Source organism: Brachyspira sp. SAP_772 (assembly GCF_009755885.1).
GTDB lineage: Bacteria > Spirochaetota > Brachyspiria > Brachyspirales > Brachyspiraceae > Brachyspira.
This window is the reverse complement of the sequence record NZ_VYIX01000001.1, coordinates 1177385-1203954: the sequence shown is the minus strand read 5'-3', so window position 1 is coordinate 1203954 and position 26570 is coordinate 1177385. Positions and strand designations below refer to the sequence as shown.

Annotated in this window: 19 protein-coding genes; 9 read left to right on the top strand and 10 right to left on the bottom strand. The window is 28.8% G+C overall.

The features are described from left to right. From GQX97_RS05200 to GQX97_RS05175, 6 genes are all read left to right on the top strand, one after another. Positions 1-1860 (top strand): hypothetical protein (locus tag GQX97_RS05200; protein ID WP_157150875.1); only part of this gene is annotated, 1860 nt, incomplete at its 5' end. Positions 1861-1914: 54 nt separating this feature from the next. Then, complete coding sequence (locus GQX97_RS05195; protein ID WP_157150874.1) at positions 1915-3570, top strand: ankyrin repeat domain-containing protein; 1656 nt, start codon at positions 1915-1917, stop codon at positions 3568-3570. Positions 3571-3688: 118 nt separating this feature from the next. After that, positions 3689-5608 carry a hypothetical protein gene (locus tag GQX97_RS05190; RefSeq protein WP_157150873.1) on the top strand — a complete coding sequence of 640 codons (1920 nt, stop codon included), beginning with the start codon at positions 3689-3691 and terminating at the stop codon, positions 5606-5608. Between the two features lie 6 nt (positions 5609-5614). Continuing rightward, a complete protein-coding gene (locus tag GQX97_RS05185) occupies positions 5615-6271 on the top strand; it encodes a uracil-DNA glycosylase family protein (RefSeq protein ID WP_157150872.1) in 657 nt (218 codons plus the stop codon). An 80-nt stretch (positions 6272-6351) separates the two neighbouring features. Then, complete coding sequence (gene glgA, locus GQX97_RS05180) at positions 6352-7845, top strand: glycogen synthase GlgA (RefSeq protein WP_157150871.1); 1494 nt, start codon at positions 6352-6354, stop codon at positions 7843-7845. 21 nt (positions 7846-7866) lie between these two features. Continuing rightward, positions 7867-8382 (top strand): DJ-1/PfpI family protein, encoded by a 516-nt coding sequence (locus GQX97_RS05175; RefSeq protein ID WP_157150870.1) that lies wholly within the window; start codon positions 7867-7869, stop codon positions 8380-8382. Between the two features lie 274 nt (positions 8383-8656). On the opposite strand, the gene GQX97_RS05170 is transcribed toward GQX97_RS05175, so the two are convergent. Continuing rightward, positions 8657-9997 (bottom strand): MATE family efflux transporter, encoded by a 1341-nt coding sequence (locus GQX97_RS05170; RefSeq protein ID WP_157150869.1) that lies wholly within the window; start codon positions 9995-9997, stop codon positions 8657-8659. A gap of 137 nt (positions 9998-10134) precedes the next feature. Between GQX97_RS05170 and GQX97_RS05165 the strand changes: the two genes are divergently transcribed. Together GQX97_RS05165 and GQX97_RS05160 are read left to right on the top strand one after the other, a co-directional pair. Continuing rightward, on the top strand, positions 10135-10617 hold the full coding sequence (locus GQX97_RS05165) for a GNAT family N-acetyltransferase (protein ID WP_157150868.1): 483 nt from the start codon (positions 10135-10137) through the stop codon (positions 10615-10617). Positions 10618-10668: 51 nt separating this feature from the next. Then, positions 10669-11010, top strand: coding sequence for a cytochrome C biogenesis protein (locus GQX97_RS05160; RefSeq protein WP_157150867.1), 342 nt, complete (start codon positions 10669-10671; stop codon positions 11008-11010). A gap of 53 nt (positions 11011-11063) precedes the next feature. Here GQX97_RS05160 and hydE read toward each other — a convergent pair whose 3' ends face one another. From hydE to GQX97_RS05135, 5 genes are all read right to left on the bottom strand, one after another. Then, complete coding sequence (gene hydE, locus GQX97_RS05155; protein ID WP_157150866.1) at positions 11064-12185, bottom strand: [FeFe] hydrogenase H-cluster radical SAM maturase HydE; 1122 nt, start codon at positions 12183-12185, stop codon at positions 11064-11066. 152 nt (positions 12186-12337) lie between these two features. Continuing rightward, positions 12338-13522, bottom strand: coding sequence for a [FeFe] hydrogenase H-cluster maturation GTPase HydF (gene hydF, locus GQX97_RS05150; protein WP_157150865.1), 1185 nt, complete (start codon positions 13520-13522; stop codon positions 12338-12340). A gap of 528 nt (positions 13523-14050) precedes the next feature. Then, positions 14051-15475, bottom strand: a complete 1425-nt coding sequence (gene hydG / locus GQX97_RS05145; RefSeq protein ID WP_157150864.1) for a [FeFe] hydrogenase H-cluster radical SAM maturase HydG — start codon at positions 15473-15475, stop codon at positions 14051-14053. Positions 15476-15505: 30 nt separating this feature from the next. After that, positions 15506-15757 (bottom strand): TM1266 family iron-only hydrogenase system putative regulator, encoded by a 252-nt coding sequence (locus GQX97_RS05140; protein ID WP_157150863.1) that lies wholly within the window; start codon positions 15755-15757, stop codon positions 15506-15508. Between the two features lie 155 nt (positions 15758-15912). Continuing rightward, positions 15913-16716: an NADAR family protein gene (locus tag GQX97_RS05135; protein WP_157150862.1), complete on the bottom strand. Its 804-nt coding sequence runs from the start codon at positions 16714-16716 to the stop codon at positions 15913-15915. Positions 16717-16909: 193 nt separating this feature from the next. Here GQX97_RS05135 and GQX97_RS05130 point away from each other — a divergent pair, with 193 nt between their 5' ends. Continuing rightward, a complete protein-coding gene (locus tag GQX97_RS05130) occupies positions 16910-18517 on the top strand; it encodes a peptide ABC transporter substrate-binding protein (RefSeq protein ID WP_157150861.1) in 1608 nt (535 codons plus the stop codon). A gap of 644 nt (positions 18518-19161) precedes the next feature. Here the strand turns inward: GQX97_RS05130 and GQX97_RS05125 are convergent. From GQX97_RS05125 to GQX97_RS05110, 4 genes are all read right to left on the bottom strand, one after another. Then, positions 19162-20955, bottom strand: coding sequence for a phosphoenolpyruvate carboxykinase (GTP) (locus GQX97_RS05125; protein WP_157150860.1), 1794 nt, complete (start codon positions 20953-20955; stop codon positions 19162-19164). Positions 20956-21218: 263 nt separating this feature from the next. Beyond that, positions 21219-22646 carry a hypothetical protein gene (locus GQX97_RS05120; protein ID WP_157150859.1) on the bottom strand — a complete coding sequence of 476 codons (1428 nt, stop codon included), beginning with the start codon at positions 22644-22646 and terminating at the stop codon, positions 21219-21221. A gap of 123 nt (positions 22647-22769) precedes the next feature. Next, complete coding sequence (locus GQX97_RS05115; protein ID WP_157150858.1) at positions 22770-24209, bottom strand: sialidase family protein; 1440 nt, start codon at positions 24207-24209, stop codon at positions 22770-22772. A gap of 524 nt (positions 24210-24733) precedes the next feature. Then, on the bottom strand, positions 24734-26167 hold the full coding sequence (locus GQX97_RS05110) for a sialidase family protein (RefSeq protein WP_157150857.1): 1434 nt from the start codon (positions 26165-26167) through the stop codon (positions 24734-24736). Between the last annotated feature and the right edge of the window lie 403 nt (positions 26168-26570).

Below are 26570 nucleotides of genomic sequence, written 5' to 3'. Positions count from 1 at the left end.
AATACTCAAACATCACAATCTCAAAATATTCAAACTAATACTTTACAAACAAATAATCAAAAAGAATTCTTTGATATGAAATATGTTTATAAAGGTGTTAGAGTAGATAAAGCTAAATTTGATGAAAAGCTTAAAAAATTAAGAGAAAATAATGAATATGCAAAAAGAAATTTTGATTTTCTTAATAGGAAATTTGTAAATGATGATGAAAGAAAAAAATATTCTATAGAGTTTATATCAAATGTTAATTATGCTGCATTAGATCTAGAATTCTTAATAAGCTGGGGTAATTGGGGTATATATAGTGAAGTTACAGATTATTATGCTGTTGGATATTTATATGTTGATCAAAATTTAGCATTAAAAAAAGCAAGGGAAGAATTATTAAAATTAAATAAAAAAGATGCTGATGTTTATTTAGCCTTATTCTTATCACATTTTGCTTGCGATTCGCTTTATTATTTTGAAGAAGAGAAAAAATATTTAACAGAATGGAAAAGAGCAGGCGGAAGTAATATTGCTATGATGATATCAAAGTATGATGATGATAATGATTACAGTGATAAAATGAAATTAGTTGATTATATAATAGAAGCTCCTGATTCTTTAAGAGCAGAAAAATTAGTTGCTGATGCTTATAAAGATAATTTCTATAGATACATTGTAAAAAATAATGGATATATAGATTTATTCAATGAAAATAATTATTCTTTAACTTCAATTGAATTTGAAGGTACAGCCCGTTTATCTTCAGTAGAAATAGCAGAAGAAATAGGCAATACAAATATAATGAACAAATATATAAAAACTTATATAAATAATAGATTAGCTAATGATGATATACAAGACTATTTAGAATATTATCAAAATTATTACAATATTAATGCCGTTTATTGTTATGACGGTTGGAATAACCTTAATTTACTTGAGTTTAAAAAGAATACATTTTTAATTGAAAGCACTATGGACGGATTAGTAAATATGCATTATTATAATCCTGATTTTATAAAAGATAATTTATATGCTTCATTTAAAGAGATAAAAAATTATAATTTTAGACTTGGAGATATAGATAAAGTAAAATCTGCTGAAATTAATTCAATTTCTACAAATGATTTGAAAGATTATACTAAAGGGTCTAAATTTATAGATTCAGGCAGCTTTGATATAAAACAATATTCATCTTATATAGCTAGCAATATGTATTATCCTTTGCATAGTGTATCTTTCTTCTTATGTGATATCAATAATGACGGCAAAGAAGAATTAATGCTTTCAGGCGAATATACAAGTTCTGCTGGAAGAGGCGGTATAGCACATTATACTTTACTTTTAAAAGAGAATTTGGAAATAGATTTTGATTCAGAAACAGGGCAGCTTATTAATAATCCGGATTTTCAAGCTTTGGAATGTACTCAAAAAATATACACAGAAAATGGCAAAAATAAAATACTTTTACTGGATACTCTTAATAATGAAGCATGTGATATATTCGTTGATAATAATGAAATAAAGAATGCAGATTATTTTGATTATATTACATATACTTATCAGCCCAAATTGGAATGGAAAGGAAGAATACTTAATGGAGTACCTGAAGGGGCTTTAAAAACTGATGCCAGCTTTGATATGTCTAAAGCAGAGAATGCATCAGACAAAGCAATAGTGTCCGACAGAACTTTGAGAGCAGCTGACAAACTTATAAGTGATGCGTATTTTGCTAAAAAATCCACTTTGGATAAACAAGGTCAGGAAGAATTATTGGAGCAAAGAAGAGCAGAAATAAAAGCTATTCAGGAAGCAAAAGGAGATATTAAAAAAGTAGAAGCTGAAATGCTTAAAATTTTGGGTATACAATAATTTTTAATTGTTTTAATAAATATAAAAAATAACAATACATACATGGGGTACAATATGAAAAAAATTATTTCTATAATTACTGCATTTATTTTAATAATTGCTATAATTTCCTGCGGCGGCGGCAACAAAGAAGCAAATCAAATAGAACAAAATACTCAAACTAATCAAACAGAAACTAATAAAGTGTATATTAATCCTACAACAACAAATAATAACAATATAGATATTAATGCAGCTAAATATACTAATGAATATATTCAAGGTACAGAAATTGACCCTATGCCTACAGGATATAAAAAAATAGATGAAATACTCAATGAACATAAATATAAAGCACCAATATACGAAATATCTAAACTAATAGCAGAGGAAGGATTGGAAGGCAAAATTACTGAATATACAAATTTTGGTGATAAATATATATTTAAAGATTCTACTCCTTTGTTTTTGTCAGTACAATTTGGATATAATGATTTGGCAAAAGAGCTTATAAAAGAAGGGGCAGATGTTAATGCTAGGGTAGATGATATGGAAACAGAAGGTGGTGTTGATATGCTTTACTATGCTGTTAAAAATAATAATCCTGAAATGACTAAAATATTAATTGATAAAGGGCTCGATAAAAATAGAGATTATGGTTATGAGTATTCTTATTATTTGATAGATATTGCTATTGGTAATAACAATCTTGATATACTTAAACTTCTTGTAAAAAGAGGGGATTCAAAAGAAACTTTAATTCCTGATGCAGTAAAGCAGAATAATATAGAAATGGTTAAATATTTATTATCTATAGGACAAGATATAGATGCTCAAAGATTTTTTGACGGATTTTGGGTTGATTCTCCTTTGAAAGTGGCAGCTGAAAACGGATATATAGAAATGGCTAGATTTTTAATTGATGAAGGAGCAAATTTAAACTCAGCTGATGATTATATGTTTTATGCATATAATAATTATGATATAACTAAATTATTAGTAGATAATGATGTTTTTAATCTCAATACTAATACAACTAGAGAAGAAGCTATAAAATTAGCAAAAAATAGCAAATATTATGAAATAGAGAAATTATTGTCAAGCGAAGATACTGATAATATAAATGGATATGATGAATTAATGAATGCTGTATCTAAAGGCGATATGAAAGCATTAGAAAAACTTATAAAAGATGATACTGATTTGAATAAAGAATATGATAAGATTACACCTCTTAATTTAGCTGCTGCTAGAAATGATAAAGAGATGTTGAAATTTTTAGTAGAGAAAGGTGCTGATATAAATTTAGAAGACGGATACGGATATACTCCTTTAATAAGAGCAATGAAGTATCGTAATATTGGTTTAGCTAAAGATATTATTGATTTGAAGCCTGATTTAAATGCTATATGCTCAGCAACAGGAGATACTCCTTTAACATATTTAGTACGTGAAGTGTGGTTTGGAACAGATGTTTGTTATTATTTAATAAAAAACGGTGCTGATATAAATAAAAAAAATAAAGATGGAGATACTCCATTAATAGTTGCTGTAGAAAATGTTGTTGGAAGTTATGGTATGTTAGGAGTACTTATAAATATGGGTGCTGATTATAATATTAAAAACAAAGAAGGACAAACAGCTATGGATATTGTTATAGCTGAAGATGACAAAGCAGCACTTCATCATTTAAATAATCCAAGTGATTTAGAGACTTATCTTAGTTACTAATAAATAATAAAAAAGTGTATGCATTATATGTATGCACTTTTTTATTAATGTTTCATAATTGAAATTTTGTTAATTTTCTTTTATTATAAAAAACTATAATACATACTGAGGTTAAAATATGAAAAATATTATTATTACAATACTTGCTTTAATAATAATTTCTTGCGGCGGCGGTAACAAAGAAGCAAATCAATCAGCACAAAATACTAATGAACAAAAAACTGTTTCATCTGTTAATCAAAGTAAACAAATAGATGATCAAAAAGAATTCTTTGATATGAAATATGTTTATAAAGGTGTTAGAGTAGATAAAGCTAAATTTGATGAAGAGCTTAAAAATGCAAGAGAAAACAATGGATATGCAAAAAGAAATCTTGATTTTCTTAATAGGAAATTTGCAGATGATAATGAAAGAAAAAAATATTCTATAGAGTTTATATCAAATGTTAATTATGATTCATTTAGCGAAACATTCTCAAGTTGGGATAGATATAGTGAAGATTTGACAGATTATTATGCTGATGAATATTTGTATGTAGAGCAGAATTTAGCATTAAAAAAAGCAAGAGAGGAATTATTAAAATTAAATAAAAAAGATGCTGATGTTTATTTTGCTTTATTTTTATCGCATTTTGCTTGTGATTCGCTTTACTATTTTGAAGAAGAAAAAAAGTATTTAACAGAATGGAAAAAAGCAGGCGGCACTAATATATCTATGATGATATCAAAGTATGATGATGATAATGCTTATAGCAATAAAATGAAATTAGTTGATTATATAATAGAAACTCCTGATTCTTTAAGGGCAGAAAAATTACTTGCTGATGCTTATAACAATGGTTTCTCTAGATATATTGCGAAATATACTGGATATATAGATTTATTTAATGAAAATAATTATTCTTTAACTTCAGTTGTAGAAGAAGGTACAGCTCATATAGCTTCAGTAACGATAGTACCGGAAATGGTTAATACAAATATAATAAATAAATATTTAAAAACTTATGTTGTAAATAGACTCAGCAATGATAAATTATATTTTGATGATGCAGAGTATTTTAAAAATTATTATGGAATTGATTTGATGGAGTATTATGATGGATGGAACAGTCTTAGTTTTCTTGAGTTTAAGAAAAATACATTTTTAATTGAATCAAGAGTAAATATGCATTATTATAATCCTGAGTTTATGAATGATCATATATATGCTTCATTTGAAGAGACAAAAACTTATAATTTTAGACTTGGAGATATAAATAATGTAGAATATGCTGAAATTAATTCAATTTCTACAAATGATTTGAAAGATTATACTAAAGGCTCTAAATTTATAAGTTTTGGTAAATTTGATGAAGAAAAATATTTGGAGTATATAGATGAAACAATGGATTGGCGTATATATTCTCCATCTTTCTTTTTATGCGATATCAATAATGACGGCAAAGAAGAATTAATGCTTTCAGGGGATTATGATTATGGCGGGGGAAGAGGCGGTACAGTGAATTTTACTTTACTTTTGAAAGATAATTTGGAAATAGATTTTGATTCAGAAATAGGTGAGCTTATTAATAATAAAGATTTTCAAGATTTAGAATGTATTCAAAAAATATATACTGAAGACGGTAAAAATAAAATGTTTTTATTAGATAAATCTTATAATAAAGCACTTGATATTTTTATTGATAATAATGAAATAAAGAATGCAGATTATTTTGATTATATTACATATACTTATCAGCCAAAATTGGAATGGAAAGGAAGTATAGTTAATGGAGTTCCTGAAGGAGCTTTAAAAACTGATGCTAGCTTTGACATGTCTAAAGCAGAAAACGCCTCAGACAAAGCAATAGTGTCCGACAGAACTTTGAGAATGGCTGATAAACTTATAAGCGATGCATATTTTGCTAAAAGAGAAACTTTAGATAAACAAGGTCAGGAAGAATTATTAGAACAAAGAAGAGCAGAGATAAAATCTATTCAAGATAAAAAAGGAGATATTAAAGCAATAGAAGCTGAGATGCTTAAAATATTAGAATAGTTTATTATGGAAAATAATATAGAAACACATCTTTTTAGTGATACAAATTTCTTTTTTGATGATAGCGATATACTTATACTAGGAAGTTTTCCTGTGCCGTTGTATACTCAAGAGGAAAAATTTAATTTGCTTGATGATGAAGAGAAAAATAATGCATGGTATTATTCAAGCAAAAAAAGTGAGTTTTGGAAATTAATTGCTTATAGATTTGATATTGATAATAAAAACTTTTTAGTTTCTAAAGAACTAAAGAAAAAACTTTTTTATGATAAAAAAATTGCTATAGCAGATGTGTTTTATAAATGCAAAAGAAAAAATAAAAATAGCTCCAAAGATATTGATTTGATTGTATTAGAATATAATAATTTAATTGTTGAAATTATAAAAAATATAAACCTCATAATTTTTACAAGCAGATTTACAGAGAATAATTTTTTTAAAATACTAAAAAATAATAATATAGAATATAGCTTAATTGAAAGTGAAGAGAAAAATATTTTTGATTTATCAGAAGAAATAATTAATGCCATTCATGAGAGATATCTTATTGTAAAAAACAAAAAAATAAAAATAGCAACTATTACTTTAAAAATTAGCCCTATTAAAGGGGTGAGTCTTTATTCCACAAAGCAATTATTATTTAAACATTATTTAAATAACTAAAAATATATTGTGATTTTTACTTGAAGTTTTTTCATAAAGTAGTATATTTAAAATATATTCTATATTTAGGAGTTTTTTATATGTCAAAAATGAGAGTAGTTATAGCTTCATCAGAGGCTGTTCCTTTTATAAAGACAGGAGGTTTAGCAGATGTTGCTGGCTCTTTACCAATATATTTAAAAAAGCTAGATGTAGAGGTTTCGGTTGTTATTCCAAAGTACAGAGATATTGATTTTAAGGGATGTCATTTAGAGAATGTACTTCCTACTATGGGTGTGTGGATGGGTACAGGTGAAGAGTGGTGCAGTGTTTTTAAGACTGTATATAATGGTATAGATTTTTATTTTATAGAGCATCATCATTTCTTTAGCAGGGAAGGTCTTTATCATGATAATGCTTTTAATGACTATCAGGACAATGCTTGGAGATTTGGATTTTTTTCAAGAGCAGTACTTCAATTATGTAAAGATTTAAATTTAAAACCAGATGTAATTCATGCTAATGATTGGCAAACAGCAGCAATACCAGCATATATAAAAACTTGGCACTGGAATGATGATGTAGGTAAGGCAGCAAGTGTACTTACTATACATAATGCTAATTATCAAGGTGTTTATAATGCAACAAGCACTTATAATTATTTAGGTTTGGGTTGGAATAATTTTAGCCCAGATACTTTTGAGGATCATGGCAATATTAATTTACTAAAGGGCGGAATATTTTTCTCTGATTTGGTTACAACAGTAAGCCCAACTTATGCAAGAGAAATAGCTTCTCCTTACGGCGGTCATGGTATAGCACCTTATTTAAATAATAAGACAACAAGTTTCTTTGGCATATTAAACGGAATAGATGAAGATGTTTGGTCACCAGAAAAAGATACTATGATAGCGGCACATTTCTCTTCTAAAGATATGAAAGGCAAAAAAATATGTAAGAGAGAATTACAGAAGAGATTTTTACTCGAAGAAGATGATGATGTAGCTTTAATTGGTGCTATAGGAAGATTTGTTGATCAGAAGGGGTATCATTTACTTGCTTCTGTTATTGAGCCTTTAATGGCTAATATGAAGTTTCAATTTTGTATACTTGGTACGGGTGATAAAGGGTTTGAAAGTTTCTTTGGTGATTTGCCTAAAAGATATCCCGGCAGAATAGGCTCTTATATTGGTTATAGCAATGAATTATCACATTTAATAGAGGCGGGTGCTGATATGTTTGTAATGCCTTCTTTATTTGAACCTTGCGGACTTAATCAGATGTATTCTTTAAGATATGGAACTATTCCTATAGTGCATGCTACTGGCGGGCTTGAAGATACTGTTGAGAACTATAATGAAGCTACAGGCGAAGGTTCTGGATTTAAGTTTTATGATTCTAATAATTCTGCTTTATATAATACTATTGGCTGGGCTATTAGTGTTTATTATGATCATAGAGATAAATTTGAAGCTATGCAAAAACGTGTGATGAAGATAGATAATTCTTGGGAGAAGAGTGCTAAAGAATATGTAAAGGCATATAAGGTTGCTATAGAAAATAAGAAAAACTATGATAAAAATTGCGGACTATAATGAAAGGAGAATTTTTAAAAAATGTCTAAAAGTGTAGTATATGTAGTTGCAAATGAAAATTTTCAAGATGAAGAGTTTTTTGAAAGTAAAAAGATTTTAGAATCTAAAGGGTATAGTATAAAACTAACCTCTAGCATAATAGGCGAGGCACATGGAAAGTTGGGAAGTACTGTCGACACAGAGCTTTTATTTAGCGAAGTGAGTACAGATGATTTTGATGCTATAGTTTTTGTTGGGGGCGTTGGTTCTATAAAGCTTTGGGACGATTGGCGTGCACAGGGTCTTGCTAAGTTATTTCTTGACAATGGAAAAATAGTAGCTGGTATTGGGAGCGGTGTTGTTATAATGGCTAATGCAGGTATATTGGCAAATATTAATGTTACTTGTTTAAAAGAAAATGAATCTCCTGTAAGGCATAATAATGCTAATATTGTAGAAGAGAATGTTGTAGTATCTGGTAATATAATAACAGCTAATGGGCCGCAATCTGCAAAAGAGTTTGGAAATGTTTTGCTTAATGCTTTAGAAACAGTATAAATTTGTTTATATATACTTAAAATTTTAAGTTTGTAATTTTGATTTTTTTAATTTTATTATGAATTTAATAATTTATCTTACATATAAAGCGTAATTATTAATATTTAGTATTATTTTATTACTCGCACTTTTTGGTTCTTTTGACGAAGTCCGCACAGCGAGCTGCTGGAAAAAGAACAATAAAAAAATAACAAACTCAAAAATTTTCAGTATATATAAAATTAAAATAAATAATATTTTTTATAGTTTAAAAGAGTTTTTAAAATTATCTCTTCTAACTAATCAAAATATCTGGCTTTCTATTTTTGTATAACATCACAGAAACAATTAAGGTTGCTATTTCGCTTATAGGAAGAACTAAAATTAAACCAAGAAATCCTATTATATTAGGCAAAGTTAATACTAATGCTATTGGAAGTATTGTGCTTCTTAAAGCTGCAACTATTGCTGAAGCTCCTGCTTTTTGTACAGATGTGTAGTAGGCACTCATTATAATATTTATTCCTACACCTATAAAAGTGGGTATTGATGCTCTTACAAAAAAATTAGCCTCTTCAAATGTTTTTATATCAACATCTTGTAAAAGCATTTTTACTAATGAACTTGGATTTATTAACAATACAATTGATATTAATATTGATATAATAGAAATTAAAAGTATTGATATTTTTAGAAAATCTTTCATTCTGTTTTTGTTTTTAGCTCCATACGAAACACTTACAAGCGGCTCTAATGCTTCACCAATAGAATATGCTAGCATTATAAAAAACATTATAGCGTAATTAGCAACAGAATAAACAAGTATGCCGTTATTACCAGAAATTTTATATGCTGTGATATTAAACAGCCAAGGTATGAGTCCTGAAGATAAATTACTTAGAAACTCTGAAAATCCGTTGAATGATGCTTTTAATATATAAATCCAGCCTCCATAAACTTTTATAATTTTTAATTTGCAATTTGGCTTAAAGAAATATAACAGCCCCATAATAAATGCAATCATTTGAGATATTGCAGTAGCCCAAGCAGCTCCAGAAATTCCTAACTTAAAAATCACAATAAAAATAGGGTCTAATATCATATTTGCTATAGAAGATATTATAAACATTAAAGAAGCAAATTTCGGAGAACCATTAAGCCTTACAAACTGACTAAGTACATAAGCAATTCCCCAAAAAAATGTAGCAAATAATACCCCCTCAATATAATCTAATGATAATTGATATATCTCTCCATGAGCTCCAAACAATGGAAGTAAATTAGTTCTAAATATATATGCTATTATAAGAGGTAAAGTTGCTATTGTAAGCACTACAATTAAAGTTTGAGTAAATATTAAATTAGCTCTTCTTATATTGTTTTCTCCTATGCATTTACCAGCGAGTGCAATAGAGCCTATTGTAAGCATTACGTATATACCAAATGATAAAGCAGTGATTGGCCAAACTATATTAATTGCAGTGAAAGCATTAGCAGAGATAAAATGTGCCACAAAAAAACCGTCTACAAATACCGCAGCACTTCCCATAATCATACCCAAAATACTAGGTATAGCAAATTTAAAAAATAGTTTTATACTTGTATTTTCTATTAAAGTTTTATCATTAAGTTCCATTTTGTATGTCTATTTAGTTGTAAATAAAAAAATATTAGAAGTACGTTTTCAGACTGATAGTAGTATAAATATTTTTGTTTATTTGTCAATAGCATAATATAAATTGATAATATATAATAACACAAAGGAGTTTAATTATGGAAATAGTAAAATATAATAAAAAATATGTTAAAAAGGCTTTGTGTATATGGAATAACATTATAGAAGATGGTGTTTATTTTCCCCAAATAGATGTTTTAAAAGATATAGAAGAAGCAGATAAATATTTTTCTTCTCAAGACTATACTGGCTTAGCAGTAGAAGATGAAAAAGTTTATGGAGTTTATATACTTCACCCTAATAATATAGGAAGGTGCGGACATATATGCAATGCTTCTTATGCGGTAGATAAAAATATTAGGGGTAAAGGAGTAGGGGAGGCATTAGTGCGAGATTCCATTAAACAAGGTGGTAAATTGGGGTATAAAATACTTCAGTTTAATGCTGTTGTATTGTCTAATGAAACAGCTCATAGGTTATATAAAAAAATAGGCTTTAATGAAATAGGTATTGTAAAGAAAGGCTATCTCAATAAAAATAATGAGTATGAGGATATAGTTCTTTATTACATAGATTTGTGATTTTATAATTGATTTAATTAACTTAATTAATATAAATTAGGAGCAAATATAATGGATTTTAAAAAAGTAAAAATTGAAGTTTATATACCTGAAGAATATAGAGATAAATTAAGAGAGGCATTAAACGATATAGGAGTTTTGGGAGTTGGTAATTATGATAATGTAATGAGTGTAACAAAGGTAACGGGTTATTGGAGACCTTTAAAAAATGCTAATCCTTTTGATGGGGAAATTAATAAATTATCAAAGGCTAGTGAAGATAAGATAGAGTTTGCTACAAATATAAAGAATGTTGAAAATGCAGTAAAAGTAATAAAAGAAGTGCATCCTTATGAAGAGCCTGTTATAAATATTATACCATTAATAAATGATAGATTTAATTTGGACTTTTAATTTTTTTAATACAATAAAGTATTTCAATAAAAACTTAATTTATGCAAAAAAAATTATTTTCCTCTGTTTATATCAAAATCTCCTCGTTCTCCTGTGAGTATGTATCCTATATCTAACATATTTTTTCTAAGGCTTTCAACTCCTTCGGCAGATTCTGTACCTGTTGCTATTTTATTATTATATAGTGAATATTTTTTTCTCACATCAAGAGGAGATAAATTAGGCATAACAACATTAGCTCCATAAAGTATACCAAGTTCCCTGCCTCCTTCTTTGATAGTGCCTAAAGCAGTGGTAGCTGGTATCAGTGCTAATGGAAAAACTAAACGAAGTATTGCTATAAGTATTAAAGTAAGTTCCAATTCTCCTTTTTTTTCATTTGCAAAAGGTGTGTCTTTATGAGGCAAAAAAGGTCCTATTCCTATCATCTCAGGATTAATTTCCTGCATGAAAATAAAATCATCGGCAATATTTTCCAAAGTTTGATAAGGGCTTCCAACCATTATGCCTGTGCCTGTTTGATATCCTAATTTTTTTAAAGTTCTCAAACATTCTTTTCTATTTTCTAAACTCATATTATTAGGATGAAGTTTTGAATAATGAATATTATCAGCTGTTTCATGTCTTAGTAAAAATCTGTCTGCACCTTTTTCTTTTAATACTTTATAATATTCTTCTTTTTTTTCACCTATAGATAATGTTAGAGCACAATCTGAAAATTTAGTTTTAATTGCCTCAACTATATCAGACATTATATTTATATTATAATAAGGGTCTTCCCCTCCCTGAAGTACAAAAGTTCTGAATCCTATTTCATAGCCAAGTTCACAGCATGATAAAATATCTTCTTTACTCAATCTGTAATGCTCTGCTTTTTTATTGCTTTTTCTTATTCCGCAATATATACAGTCATTCTTACAATAATTAGTAAACTCTATAAGACCACGCATAAAAACATATTTTCCGAATATTTTATCAGCCTTTTCTCTTGCCTTAATTCTTAGATATTCTTTTAGTTTTTTTACTTCTTCTTTCTCTTCATCATTTAAATTTTTTATATTAATATTATTATCATATTCAAAAGATGATAAAAGAGCGAAAGCATCTTCTCTTGATATTTTTTCTTCTATTTCTATTTTGTTAATAATTTCTTTTGTTTTATTTATATTAATCAAGTTTATATTCCTTTATTTTTTAAAAAAAATTAATAAATTATATTAAATATAAAATACAACTAATATTATTTTGCACTTTTTGGTTCTTTTGCTGCGGGAAAAAGAACAACAAAAAATTAATAAAATGTAATTGTTTTAATTATATAAAATTATTATATATATTTAACGCCATTAATTTTCGCTATAGTCATGCCGTAATTAGTGATAGGCACATTCTGCTCTTCGCATATTCTTATTCTATTTAAAATATGTTTTCTAGTACCCATGCATCCTCCGCAATGTATAACTAAATCATATTTTGACAAATTATCTGGAAAATCAGCCCCTGCCACATAATCTATATCAAACTCAAAACCGAATTTCTTTTTTAATAGATTAGGAATTTTTACTCTGCCTATATCTCCTTCAAGAGGTATATGACTACAGCTTTCTGCTATTAATATTTTACTCTCTTTTGTTAGGCTATCTATAAAATCAGCTCCTCTTTTGTATACTTCTTCATTTCCTTTATAACGAGCAAAAAGCACTGAAAAAGAAGTTAATAAACTCTCTTTAGGTTTTAATCTTTCTACTTCTTTGAATACTTGAGAATCTGTTATTATAACTTTAGGAGCCTTGCTTAATGCTTTTAATGCATTTTCAAATTTATCAAATGTTGAAGCCATTATCACAGCTTTATTGTCTAAAATATCCCTTATAGTTTGAACCTGCGGAAGAATGAGCCTGCCTTTAGGGGCTTGAATATCCTGAGGCATAACAAGCATTACTATATCATCTTCTTTTATTATATGCCCTGTTATACTTATCTCTTCTGTTTTTGGAATAGTTAATTTTATAGTATCAATTAACAAATCTATATTAATTTTCTTACTAGCACTTATTGAAACAGTTTCCAAATCAAATACATCTTTTATATTTTGTTCTATTTGTTTGTAATTATTATTTAAATCTATTTTGTTTAAAACTGCTACAACAGGTATCTCTAAACTTGTTAATTCATTTTTCCATTTTAACTCAAGCAAATAATCATTATTAATAAAACTAGCGTCAAAAACAAGCAAAGCAATATCATCCGACTCCATTATTTTTTTTGTTCTTTTTATTCTTAATTCCCCAAGCTCTCCCTCATCATCAAAGCCAGCAGTATCAACAATAGTGCATGCTCCTATTTTATTTATTTCTATAGCTTTTTTAACAGGGTCGGTAGTTGTCCCTGCAGTATCTGAAACTATTGCAACATCTTGATTTGCAATTGCATTGATAATACTTGATTTACCAACATTTCTTCTTCCAAATATTGCAATATGAGTTCTATTAGAATTTGGTGTATCATTCATATTTTTTCCTATTATAAATAAATTAATTCATGCTTTTAATATATACTAAATTTTTTTAAGCTTATTAAAAATTAATTTTTTTATTGTTCGCAGGGCTTTGCCCCGCACCCCAGTTCTTTTATTGGTATAAAAGAACCAAAAGAACTGCATTTTATAAAATTCAGCTTTATATATAAAAAAAATATATATTATTTTATATTCGCTTATACATATTACCAACATATAAAGCTAAAACACTTGCACTTTTTGGTTCTTTGACGAAGTCCGCACCGCGACCGAAGGAAGTGCCTGTGGGTACGAAGGCGGGAAAAAGAACAACAAAATTTCTAAGTTTTTTATTATTTGTGGGGACTAGCCCCCTGCGAAGCGTGCCCTTAGGGTACACACCCCCAGTTCTTTTGTTGGCACAAAGAACCAAAAAGACTGCATTTTTTAGTATAAATTTAATTATATCCTATATTTAATACATAATAATGTATAGAATTTAGTAAAACGTAATTGTTTAGCTATACACTAAAATAAATATATTTAAAACTTAAAATCTCTCCTTCCTTCGTCTATTCCTTTTAAAGCTTCTGCCAATTTTGCTTTAACTTTTTCATTAGGTATGCGTTCTATTTCATTATTCATAACTTTGTCTATTGATTTTTTAGTCTCTTCTTTGGCATAATCATTCTCATACTCTTTTAAAGTTATTATAGCATTAGCCTGACAGAAATTTTTTATCTGTCCGCTTTTAGCAAAAGACATAAACCTGTCGCCTGTTCTTCCTTCTCTATAACAAGCAGTACAAAAGCTCGGAAGATAATCTATATCGCAAAGCCATTTTATAACATCATCAAGTGAACGGTTGTCAGATATTTCAAATTGTTTGGAGTTCTCTTCCTCCTCTTCAACATATCCGCCCACGCTTGTTCTTGACCCTCCGCTTATCTGTGAAACTCCAACTTCCAAAACTTCCTCTCTTGATTTCTTACTCTCTCTTGTAGAAACTATTATTCCAGTATAAGGAACAGCAATCCTTAAAACAGCAACTATTTTTTTGAATAAACTGTCTGTTATAGCATTAGGAAAACTTTTCACATCAACATCATCAGCAGGTCTTATTCTCGGAACACTTATTGTATGAGGCCCGCACCCAAAAGTTTCTTCCAAATGTTTGGCATGATAAAGCATAGCAGTAAAATCATATTTATAATTGTAAAGCCCAAATAATACCCCTATACCAACATCATCAATACCGCCTTCCATAGCTCTATCCATTGCCTCTGTATGATATTCGTAATTGCTTTTTGGTCCGCTTGGGTGAACTTTCTCATAAGTAGGTTTATGATATGTTTCTTGAAATAATACATAAGTACCAATGCCTGCATCTTTTAACTTTTTATAATTCTCTACTGTAGTAGCTGCAATATTAACATTCACCCTTCTTATTGCACCGTTTTTATGTTTAATGCTGTATATTGTTTTTATTGATTCAAGTAAATACTCCATGCTTGCATAGTCTGGGTCTTCTCCTGTTTCTAATGCAAGTCTTTTATGACCCATATCCTGCAATGCTATTACTTCCGCTCTAATCTCATCTTGAGTTAATTGCTTTCTAGCTATATGTTTGTTTTTAGCATGATAAGGACAGTAAACACATCCATTAACACAATAATTTGATAAATAAAGCGGAGCAAATAAAACTATTCTCTTTCCGTATATTTCTAATTTTATTTTCTTCGCTATTTCAAACATTTCATTTTCTATTTTCTTGTCATCACAAAGAAGTAAAGCCAATGCCTCATTAGGTTCAAGTCCTTTCATTTCATTAGCTTTGTTTAATATATCTCTTATATTGTAATCACCGTTTTCGACTTGAGATATTGTTTTTAATATTTCTTCATCATTAATAAATTCATTTGCATTTCTTGACTTTGAATCGTACTTAAATAAAGTATCCGAAGACATAATATAAACTCCTAATAATTAAACTGCTTATTATTTTTTGTTTGCATAAAGTGCTTTAGCAGAAACACCTTCAAGCATACCTAGTTTACCAGTCAAACTATTAATTTTATCATTAGGAGCATTTAAGACTATGCTGATTATATTTATATTCTCTTCTCTATAAGGAATACCCATTCTTCCTATAATAAAATCGCTGTATTCATGCAAAATTTCATTCACCTTTAAAACATTATCAGTGTTTTCAATTATTATACCTATAACAGCAATTCTATTATTTTCCATAAATTAGATAATATAAAACTAAAAATATTCCTTCATGATAAACATTAATAGTTATTCACTTAGGTTGTTTTAATAATACCAATTATTCTTTTATTTGTAAATAATATTTTTTAATTTTTTATGAAATTTTTAAGTAAAAAATAGTTATAACAATATTATTTATTATAAAATCTTTCCCAATCTATAATATCATAATTTTTATATACTCTATTTATTTCATCTCTTACTTCCATTAAAGCAAAACCTAATAAATTTTCTCCTTTCCATAAAAAAGGATTTTCTGCATTTTCATCATCATATTTCATTTTTATTCCCCATACTTTATCATAAGGACTTGCTTCAACTAATACTTTATTTTTTGTACTTAATAAAAAATTTCTTAAATCATTATTTTGAGAAAATTTATAATAATTTCCGGTAAGTACTATTGTATATTTAATTTTATTCCATATTTCATTATCAAAATTTTTAACTTTTCTTCCAAGCTCTTTTATCTTTTTAGGCTGACTATTATCTAAAATTTCAAATGCTATATCTTTATCTCCAAATAATAATGCCTTATTGTACATCATATATTTTTCCATACAATTAAATACTAAATCATTTTCTTTAAAATCAGTAATATACCATTGACTTAATGATGATTTAGTAATCTCTTTCTTATCACTAGTATGACCATAAAAAAATAAAAAATCTATTTTCTTTCCTTTATTAAAATCTTTTTGAAGCTTCTCTAAAGAATATTTTTGTTTTCCTTCTTTATTCCAATACAGTATTTTATAATCATTATTTATAAATATATTATCACTATAAAAACCTCTAAATACAATAGGTTCTTCAAAAAGTTTTTGATATTCTTCTTTATCAATATCTGAAAGAGAATTAAAATAATTTTTAAATGTTTTATTATAAGAACTATTATTTACAAACCATATAGGAGGCATTATTACACTTTGCATATTAATTCCTTATAATTTATTTTATAGACTCATTATATTTAAATGATTATATTTTGTCAATTTTGGCTTTTTTTATAATAATAAAAACTTATTATAGAAAACAATATAAAATTGACTTTAATACATATAAAGTATATACTATTCAAAATAATACTTTATAAAGTTATTTTTTTAATTAATGTTAGGAGGAAATATGACAAAACTAAATAAAATAATTATATCTTTTTTAATATTTTTATCTGTTATATCATGTTCAAATGGCAATAAGAAAGAAGAAGGAATATCAATATTTATTAATACAGGTCCTGAACCAAATACTATAGACCCTAGTATAAATGTAACATCTGATGCAGTATTTTATCTAACTCATACATTTGAAGGGTTAATAGAAAAAGATGATAATGGTAAGTTAATACCGGGAGTTGCTGAAAGTTGGGAAATAAGCGATGACGGGCTTACATATACATTCAAACTTAGAACCAATGCAAAATGGACTGATGGTAAAACAGTTACAGCAAATGATTTTGTATATTCTTGGCAGAGAGTAGTAGATCCAGCAACAGGAAGTCAGTATGGATATCAGCATGAACCTGTAAAAAATGCTAAAGCTATAACTGCTGGAGATATGCCAAAAGAAAATTTAGGTGTTAAGGCATTAGATGATTTTACATTAGAAGTTCAGTTGGAAGCACCTACTGCATATTTTTTAGAGCTTTTAAGCTTTCCTACTTTCTACCCTTTAAGAAAAGATATCATTGAACAATATGGTGATAAATGGACTTTAAATGCAGAAACTTATATAGGAAATGGTGCTTTCAAACTTGTAGAGAGAAACAGAGATGAAAGCCTTGTAATGGTAAAAAATACAAATTATTGGAATATAGATACTATTGTACCTGATAAAATCACATTCGTTCTTATGGAAAATGAAACTGCTTCTGTAGCTGGTGTAAAAGCAGGAAGTTTGCATTTTGCTAGATCATTCCCTAGACAAGATATACAAACATTAAATGATGAAGGATTTATAGTAATTAAACCAAGAATATCATCATATTATTATTGTTTGAATTTAACAAATGATATATTAAAAGATGTAAGAGTAAGAAAAGCATTATCTCTTGCAATTGATAGAAACTATATAGTTGAGCAAATAACAAGGGGAGGGGAGAAACCTGCTGCTGCTTTAGTTCCTTATGGCATATCAGATTATGAAGGAGATTTTAGAGAAAACGGCGGTGATTATATAGATGTAAGCAAAGAGGGATATAAGTCTAATGTAGAAGAAGCTAAAAGATTAATGGCTGAAGCTGGATATCCTAATGGAGAAGGTTTTCCTGTTATGGAGTTTAAAGCAGATCCCGGACTTCATGTAAAAATATTTGAAGCTGTTCAGCAGATGTGGAAAGAAAATTTAGGTATCGATGTTAGTTTAACACAAGAGGAGTGGGCAGTATTTTTACAAACTAGATATGATAGAAATATAGAAATGGCTAGAGGTGGTTGGAATGGAGACTTTAATGACCCTATTAACTTTATGACTTTATGTGTTAGTTATTCTCCAAACAATTATAGTGTTTACAGCAACAAAGCTTATGATGATATGATAAATGAAGTTATGCTTTCAGGAGATCAAAAGTTTAGAATGGAGACTATGCATAAGGCAGAAGAGATGCTTATGAAAGAGGAAGCTATAATACCAATATATTTCTATACGGAGCCTCTTTTAGTATCTCCAAAACTTAAAGGCGTATATTATGACTCTTTAGGTTTCCACAGATTCCATCACTGTTATTTAGAATAGTTTTTAATAATAATTTAATATATTTATATTAGGCTTGAATTAATAGATTCGAGCCTATTTTTATATATACTGAAAATTTTTAAGGTCGTGATGCTGCTTCGTCAAAGAAACAAAAAGGCTGCATTTTTTAGATTAAAATACAAATATTATTTTATATTAATACATATTCCTAATATATTAGCTATAGTACTTGTACTTTTTGCAACTTTGACGAAGTCCGCAGAGCGTAGCTACGGGAAAAAGTTGATAAAAAATAATTCTTTAAATATATACTAAAAGTTTATTTTTTTAGTTTTTTATTTGTGGTGCTTTCCCGCTGTGAAGAGTGCCTCTATTTTGCGACTGAAATGAGTCCTTCAGGGCGACCATAGTAAGTACCTGTGGGATTGACACAAAGAAGCAAAAAGACTGCATTTTTAGCTAAAAGCAGGTATTGCTTTATATTTTATACATATTACAAATATATAAAGCTATAGCACTTTTACGAAGCACACTAAAAAGGTAAAAAATTTTTGCAGTTGGAAAAAGTTGAATAAAACAAAAACTTACATTACAAAATATAGTTATTTATTATATACTAAAAAAGCCAATAGCTTAATGTTTTTATTAAACTATTGGCTTAAATATTTCTAAGAAAAACTAAATTATTTGCTTAATCTAGCTCTTAATTCTTCTAATTGTTTTTTAAGTCTTTCTGGAAGTCTTGAACCAAATTTAGCATAATGAGCTTCAATCTGATTAGCTTGATCTTTCCAAGCCTCAACATCTACTCTCATAAGCTCTTTGAAATCAGCTTCAGGAATATCTAAACCTTTAAGGTCTAAATCACCATCTTTAGGCATTTTACCTATAGGAGTGTCAACAGCATCAATTTTACCTTCAACTCTTTCACACATCCATTTTAAGACTCTTGAGTTATCACCAAATCCAGGCCATAACCATTTACCGTCAGCATCTTTTCTAAACCAGTTTACATAGAAGATTCTAGGAGCTTTATCGCCTAATTTATCTCCCATTTCAAGCCAGTGGTTCATATAATCGCCCATATTGTAACCAGCAAAAGGAAGCATAGCAAATGGGTCAAATCTTAACTGACCAGCAGCACCAATGTTAGCAGCAGTAGTTTCACTAGCAGCAGTAGAACCCATAAATACACCATGATCCCAGCTGTAAGATTCATGTACTAATGGCATAACAGAAGCTCTTCTTCCACCAAAGATAAATATATCTATAGGCACACCTTTAGGGTCTTCCCAGTCTTTACATATAACAGGACATTGTCTAGCAGGAGCTGTAAATCTAGCATTAGGGTGAGCACCTTTCTCTCCGCTTTCTGGAGTCCAGTCATTACCTTTCCAGTCTTTACCATGTTTAGGAGCAGGTCCCATACCTTCCCACCATACATCACCGTCATCTGTTTCTACACAGTTAGTGAATATAGTGTTTTCTTTTATTGAATCCATAGCCATAGGGTTAGAATCATAAGAAGTACCGGGAGCTACACCAAAGAAACCAGCTTCTGGGTTAATAGCATAAAGTCTTCCGTCTTCAGGATTTATTTTCATCCAAGCAATATCGTCACCTATAGTTTCACATTTCCAACCAGGAATTGTAGGCTGTAACATAGCAAGGTTAGTTTTACCGCAAGCACTAGGGAATGCAGCAGCAATGTGGAATCTTTTACCTTCAGGATTAGTTAGGCGTAAAATAAGCATATGTTCTGCCATCCAACCTTCTCTTCTAGCCATAGCAGAAGCAATACGTAAAGCAAAACATTTTTTACCAAGTAAAGCGTTTCCGCCGTAACCAGAACCATAAGACCATATTAAGTTTTCATCAGGGAAATGAGAAATATATTTTTTCTCTATTGGTGCACAAGGCCATTTAGTGTCTTTTTCACCATCAGCAAGAGGAGCACCTACAGAATGTAAACAAGGTATAAACTCACCATCAGTACCTAATACATCTAATACTTTAGTACCAACTCTAGTCATTATATGCATGTTACATACAACATAAGCACTGTCAGTAAGCTCAACACCAATTTTAGCTATAGGAGAACCAACAGGACCCATAGAGAAAGGAATAACATACATAGTTCTATTTTTCATACAACCTTTATATAAACCTTTCATAGTGCTTTTTAATTCATCTGGAGACATCCAGTTGTTAGTAGGACCTGCATCTTCTTTATTAGGATAACTAATATAAGTTCTGTCTTCAACACGAGCCACGTCAGAAGGGTCACTTCTAAATGAATGGCTATGCGGTCTTTTTGTTAATGGATGAGCTAAACCTAAATCAACAAGCCCTTGCATACAGCTGTCATATTCTTCTTTACTTCCATCGCAAACATATATATCTTTAGGTTCGCACATATCAGCTACTTCTTTTATCCAAGCTTTAAGCTTTTCATGTTTTAAATCTTCAAGCCTCATTAATTATACTCCTTAAAAAAATTGTTGCAATTATTATACAATAAAATTAATTTTTAGTAAATAATTTAAATTTAATAATATAAAAAAATGTATTTAAAATAAAAAAGAGGGCATAAAACTAAATACTGGATTAAAATTATAAATTAAATAAAATATTGAATAAAAATAACTAGTGCTGTAACTGCTTAAGTAAATAATAAAACAAGGGATATACTTGAAAAATATACCCCTTGCATAACTATTCAATATTAGTATCTTCAAAATTATTTTAATTGTTCAGCTAAATATTTTTGAGTATATCTGCTGAAGTATATACTAAATTTCAAACCATTAGCCGTTTCCTCTCCATCTCTTTCAGAAGCCATAATTATAGTACCATCTGCCAATACATCTATAGAAGAACTTTTACTTGTTTCGCCTATTTGAAGTATTGACTTGCCTTTAGAAGTATAATAATCATTTAGCATATACAAATAATTTGCTCCAAGCTTAGATTCCGTATGTGAGAACAATATTGTATCTTCAGCTTTACTGCCGGCAGTTGAAGGACTAGTAACATATAGTTTAGGATCATACTGATTAGTGCCATACCAGCCTTTAGATATTTTCAAGAAGCCGAAAGAACCATCTGAACCTTTTACTCCTGTAAGTGCTGTTACAGTTGAATTAGCACTAGTACCTTTTCCCATAGTATAATTATTTCTTGATGAGTTAGGTATTGCCAAATAAGTTACTTTACTAGCATCATAAGCTACAGCTTGTACTTCTTTATAATTACTACTGTCTTTAAATTCTATACTTCTGCCAATTTGTGACCCAAGTGTAAGAGTTCTACCGTTAGCATTAACTTTATAGAATCTAACGCCCATATTTTCTTTAGGCTCACTAGTAGTACCTAAGTCTGCTGTTATTATAGGAAGAATTAAACTGCCGTCAGAAGCAATAACTCCTCTTGCAGAATGCGTACCAAACTGTATATCTGAAAGACTAGAATCAGTTATTTCTAAATCTGTCCAGTCATCGTTCCATCGAAAATCAGCAGAAGTAGGACTAGTAGTAATAGTGCAAGCCATATATCTAAGTTTTGATTTAATAGTTCTACTTGCATATGGTGTATTAGTACGAGATAAACCAGCACCAGAAGAAGCTATTATATATAATGTAGCAGTATCACTAGTAGGAAGTTTCTGATAATATACTACAAAATCAGAAACATAGTACTCAGGACCGGTTTGAAAACTACTAGGCTGAGCTATTTTATAAAAGTCATTAGGATCGCCAGAGTTAACACCTATTGTATATGCCAAAGCTACTGGGTCTTTACCATTTACACCTGTGCCGTTTTCGGAACCTCCGAAACCCATTCTACTCTCAAATATTATCATAACAGTCTTATAACCTAATGCAACTACTATAGGATTTCTATAATAGTTAGTACCTGCTCTTGCTTTATCTATAGCAGCATAGTTTTCTATAACAGTTAAATCTTTTATTGAATCCCAATCTTCATATAAACCGCCTGTATTCGTTTGTACATTTTTATCTTCATCTTTTATACTGTTGGTAACGCTTGGAATGATTGGGTTGTTAAATCCTGTTGTAGGATTTAAACCGTTATCTTTCTTACAGCTTGCAAACGCTAAGGTTAAAGCCATAAGTAAAAACAATAAATAAATAATCTTCTTACTCATAATAATCTCCATGTATAATTTTTATCCTTATTATTTATTAAATAAAAAATCATAAAACAAGGGATATACTTGAAAAAATATATCCCTTGCATAATTATTTAATTAATATCTTTCCAAATTATTTTATTTTGATATATATTTTTGAGTGTATCTGCTGAAGAATATACTAAATTTATTACCATCAGCATTAGGATCTCTTTCTTTTTCGGTAGCCATAATTATAGTACCATCTGGCAATATATCTATAGAAGAACTTTTACTTGTTTTAGCTTGTACTATACCACCACCAGCTTGATGTATATCAAGATAATAGAAAATTAAATAGCCTTTTCCACCATTATTCATAGGCAATGCATGTGATAACAAAGATTTACTATCAACACTACTGCCAGCATTTGCAGGATTTGAAGCATATACTGAAGGATCATACTCATTAGTACCATACCAACCGTTATCTATTTTCAAGAAACCGAAAGAGCCATCACCGCTAGATAATAAAGTAACATAACCACCCGTTATTGACCAATAATTATCTGAATTTTGGTCATCACGATGCACCCATTTCATAATTTTCATTGGTTCCTCGGTTGGTACACAAAGATAGTCTATAGTTCGTTCAGTACTACTATAACTTATTACTGATGCTGCTTTATATGAGTTGAAATTTGTATCTGCAGCAAGCGGTGTGAAACTAGACAAACCAAATGAATTATTATTTACAATAGAAAAATTATTATTATCAATTTTAAATATATTCATCATCAAACGCTCTTTAGGGTCACTAATAGTACCAAGACCTCCCGTGTTCGCTTCTGTAAATATTACAGGAAGAATTAAACTGCCATCATCACCCATTACACCTCTTGCACTGTGTGTACCATACTGTGCAGATCCGCTATCTGTCCAACTTAAATCTTGCCAACCTGCATCCCAACTTACAGTAGCTTTTCCATCAATACCGCTAACTGTACCAACAATATATTTAAGCTTTGATTTAATATCTCTATCTGTATATGCTGTATCAGTACGAGATAAACCAGCACCAGAAGAGGCTATTATATATATTTTAGCAGTAGTACCAGAAGAAGGTTTCTTATAATATACTATAGGAGAACAAACAGCGTCACTGCCGCTAGTTGATGCACTTCCAACTGTCTGTGCACTTGCAAAGCTATCGCCTGCATTACTACTCAATAAATATACTATATCTGTTCTATTTTTACCATCTACACCTACATCGTTTTCTGAACCTTTAAAACCGATTCTTTTTTCAGTGATTATTAATACATTTGATCCGCCTAAAGCAACAACTACAGGGTTTCTATAATAGTCACTGCCTGATTTTGAAACATCTATAACAGCATAATCTTGTATAGGTTTCTCAGCATATTCTTCCAAACCCTCCCAGTTGTCTATCACACCGCCTGTATTATTTTTTATTTCATCTTCTGAATTTTCATTCTTATCTTTGATAGGACTAAAACCGTTATCCTTCTTACAACTTGCAAATAACAAGCTTAAAACCACAACTAAAGACAATAAATAAATAATCTTTTTACTCATAATAATCTCCATAAAATAAAATTGTTACCTTATTATTTAAATAAAAATTGCCTTTAACTTCTTTTTTAGCAAAGTTTTTTAGCAATTTATTATTTTCAAAAGACCGAATTATAGAAAAACTTTATACCTTATACCCCTTACATCTATATTTAAGTATATTAAATAAAAAAACTAAATTCAAGCAAAATTTTATATTTATTTACTTGAATTCACTTATTTTTTTAATAAAATTCAAATAAAAATTAAATTGTATATTTTTATTATTTATACACCTCTATAATATATATTTTATTATAAATAAATATCAAAATTTCATACAAAATAATTATAAATCTTTTACTTTTTTTTACAAGCATTTTTTAATTTATTTTAATATAATTTTATAAAAGTAATCACTGCCGCAACTGATTAGAGTAAATAATATAAATAATTTCTTTCACTTGTATTCTCCTAATAAAAAATACAACAAGAAATATACTTGACACTATCAAACATATTCCTAGCATAACTATTTAATTTCTAAATTATTTTATGTTTTCAGCTAAATATTTTTGAGTATATCTGCTGAAGAATATACTAAATTTATTGCCATCAACATTAGGGTTTCTTTCTTTTTCAGTAGCCATAATTATAGTACCATCTGACAATATATCTATAGAAGAGCTTTTACTTGTTTTAGCTATTTGTAAACCGCCGCCTTTAGGAGTATAATCACTGTTAAGAATATACAAATAATTTTTTCCAACCTTAGATGCTACATGTGAGAACAATATTGCAGTTGAAACTGTACTACCAGCACTATTACCAGCAGTTGAAGGATTTGAAGCATATGCATTTGGATTATATTCTTGTGCACCATACCAACCATTATTTATTTTCAAAAAACCGAAAGAACCTTCTGAACCTTTTAATCCTGTAAGTGCTGTTACAGTTTGACTGCTGCTGTCCCCTTTTCCCATAGTATAATTATTTCTTGATGGGTTAGGAACTGCCAAATAAGTTACTTTATCAGTATCATAAGCTACTGCTTCTACTTCTTTATACATACTAAACTTACCGCTACTATCTTTATCAAACTCTATTGTTGTACCAATTTGATTACCCATAGTAAGGGTATTTTTATCAGCACTAATTTGAATCTCAAAGAACTTCACTCCCATTGCATCTTTAATATTATTATTAACACCTAAGTCTGCTGTTATTATAGGAAGAACTAATTTATTATCAGAAATAAATACTCCTCTTGCAGAATGTGTACCAAACTGTATATCTGAAAGACTAGGGTCAGTTATTGTTAGCTCTTTCCAGTCTCCTTTCCATGTTATACTAATGTCTTTATTAGAGGAATAAATATCACAAACAAAATATTTAAGTTTTGACTGAGGATTTCTATTTGAATATGCTGTATCAGTACGAGATAAACCAGCACCAGCAGAAGCTATTATATACATTTTAGTAGTATTACCAGAAGAAGGTTTTTTATAATATACTATAGGAGAAGAAACAGCATCATCAGCACCAGTTGAAGAATCACCAAATATATTATTACCAAATGTAGATAATGGAGTCCAATAATCACCGCCAAAAGACGTTGAATATACTATATCTACTGGTCCTTCACCGTTTATACCTATGTCATTTTCAGAACCTTTAAAACCAATTCTTTTCTCAATTATCATTATGATAGCATTATCAACCAAAGAAACTATTATAGGGTTTCTATAATAGTATTTATCTGATTTTGATTCATCTATAACAGGAAAGTCTTGTATAACAGTTAAGTCTTTTATTGAATCCCAGTCTTTATATAAACCGCCTGTATTCGTTTTTATTACTTCTTCTTTATTTGGGTTACTCTTAAAGACAGTGGGATTTAAACCGTTATCTTTCTTACAGCTTGCAAATGCTAAGATTAAAGCTACAACTAAAAACAATAAATAAATAATCTTTTTACTCATAAAAATCTCCATAAATATAATTTTTTGCCTATTTATTAAAATAAAAATTACTTCCAATTTTTTTACAGCAAAGTTTTTTTAATCGATTTATTATTTCCAAAAGATCATATTATAGAAAAAGATTTATACCCACCCCGTCTATATTTAAGTATATTGAATAAAAAACTAAAGTCAAGCAAAATTTTATATTTATTTACTTGAATTCACTTAAATTTTAAATAAAAATTAAAATTATATACTTTTTATTGTTTTTTCTATATTTATAAGATATGTTTTATTAAAAAAATATAGAATTATCATTTAAAAATAAATCTTTTAATTTTTTGAGAACTATTTTTTTATTGATTTTTTATATTAGAATAATTTTGTTAAAATAAAAAAGAGAGCATATAAAAAATATACA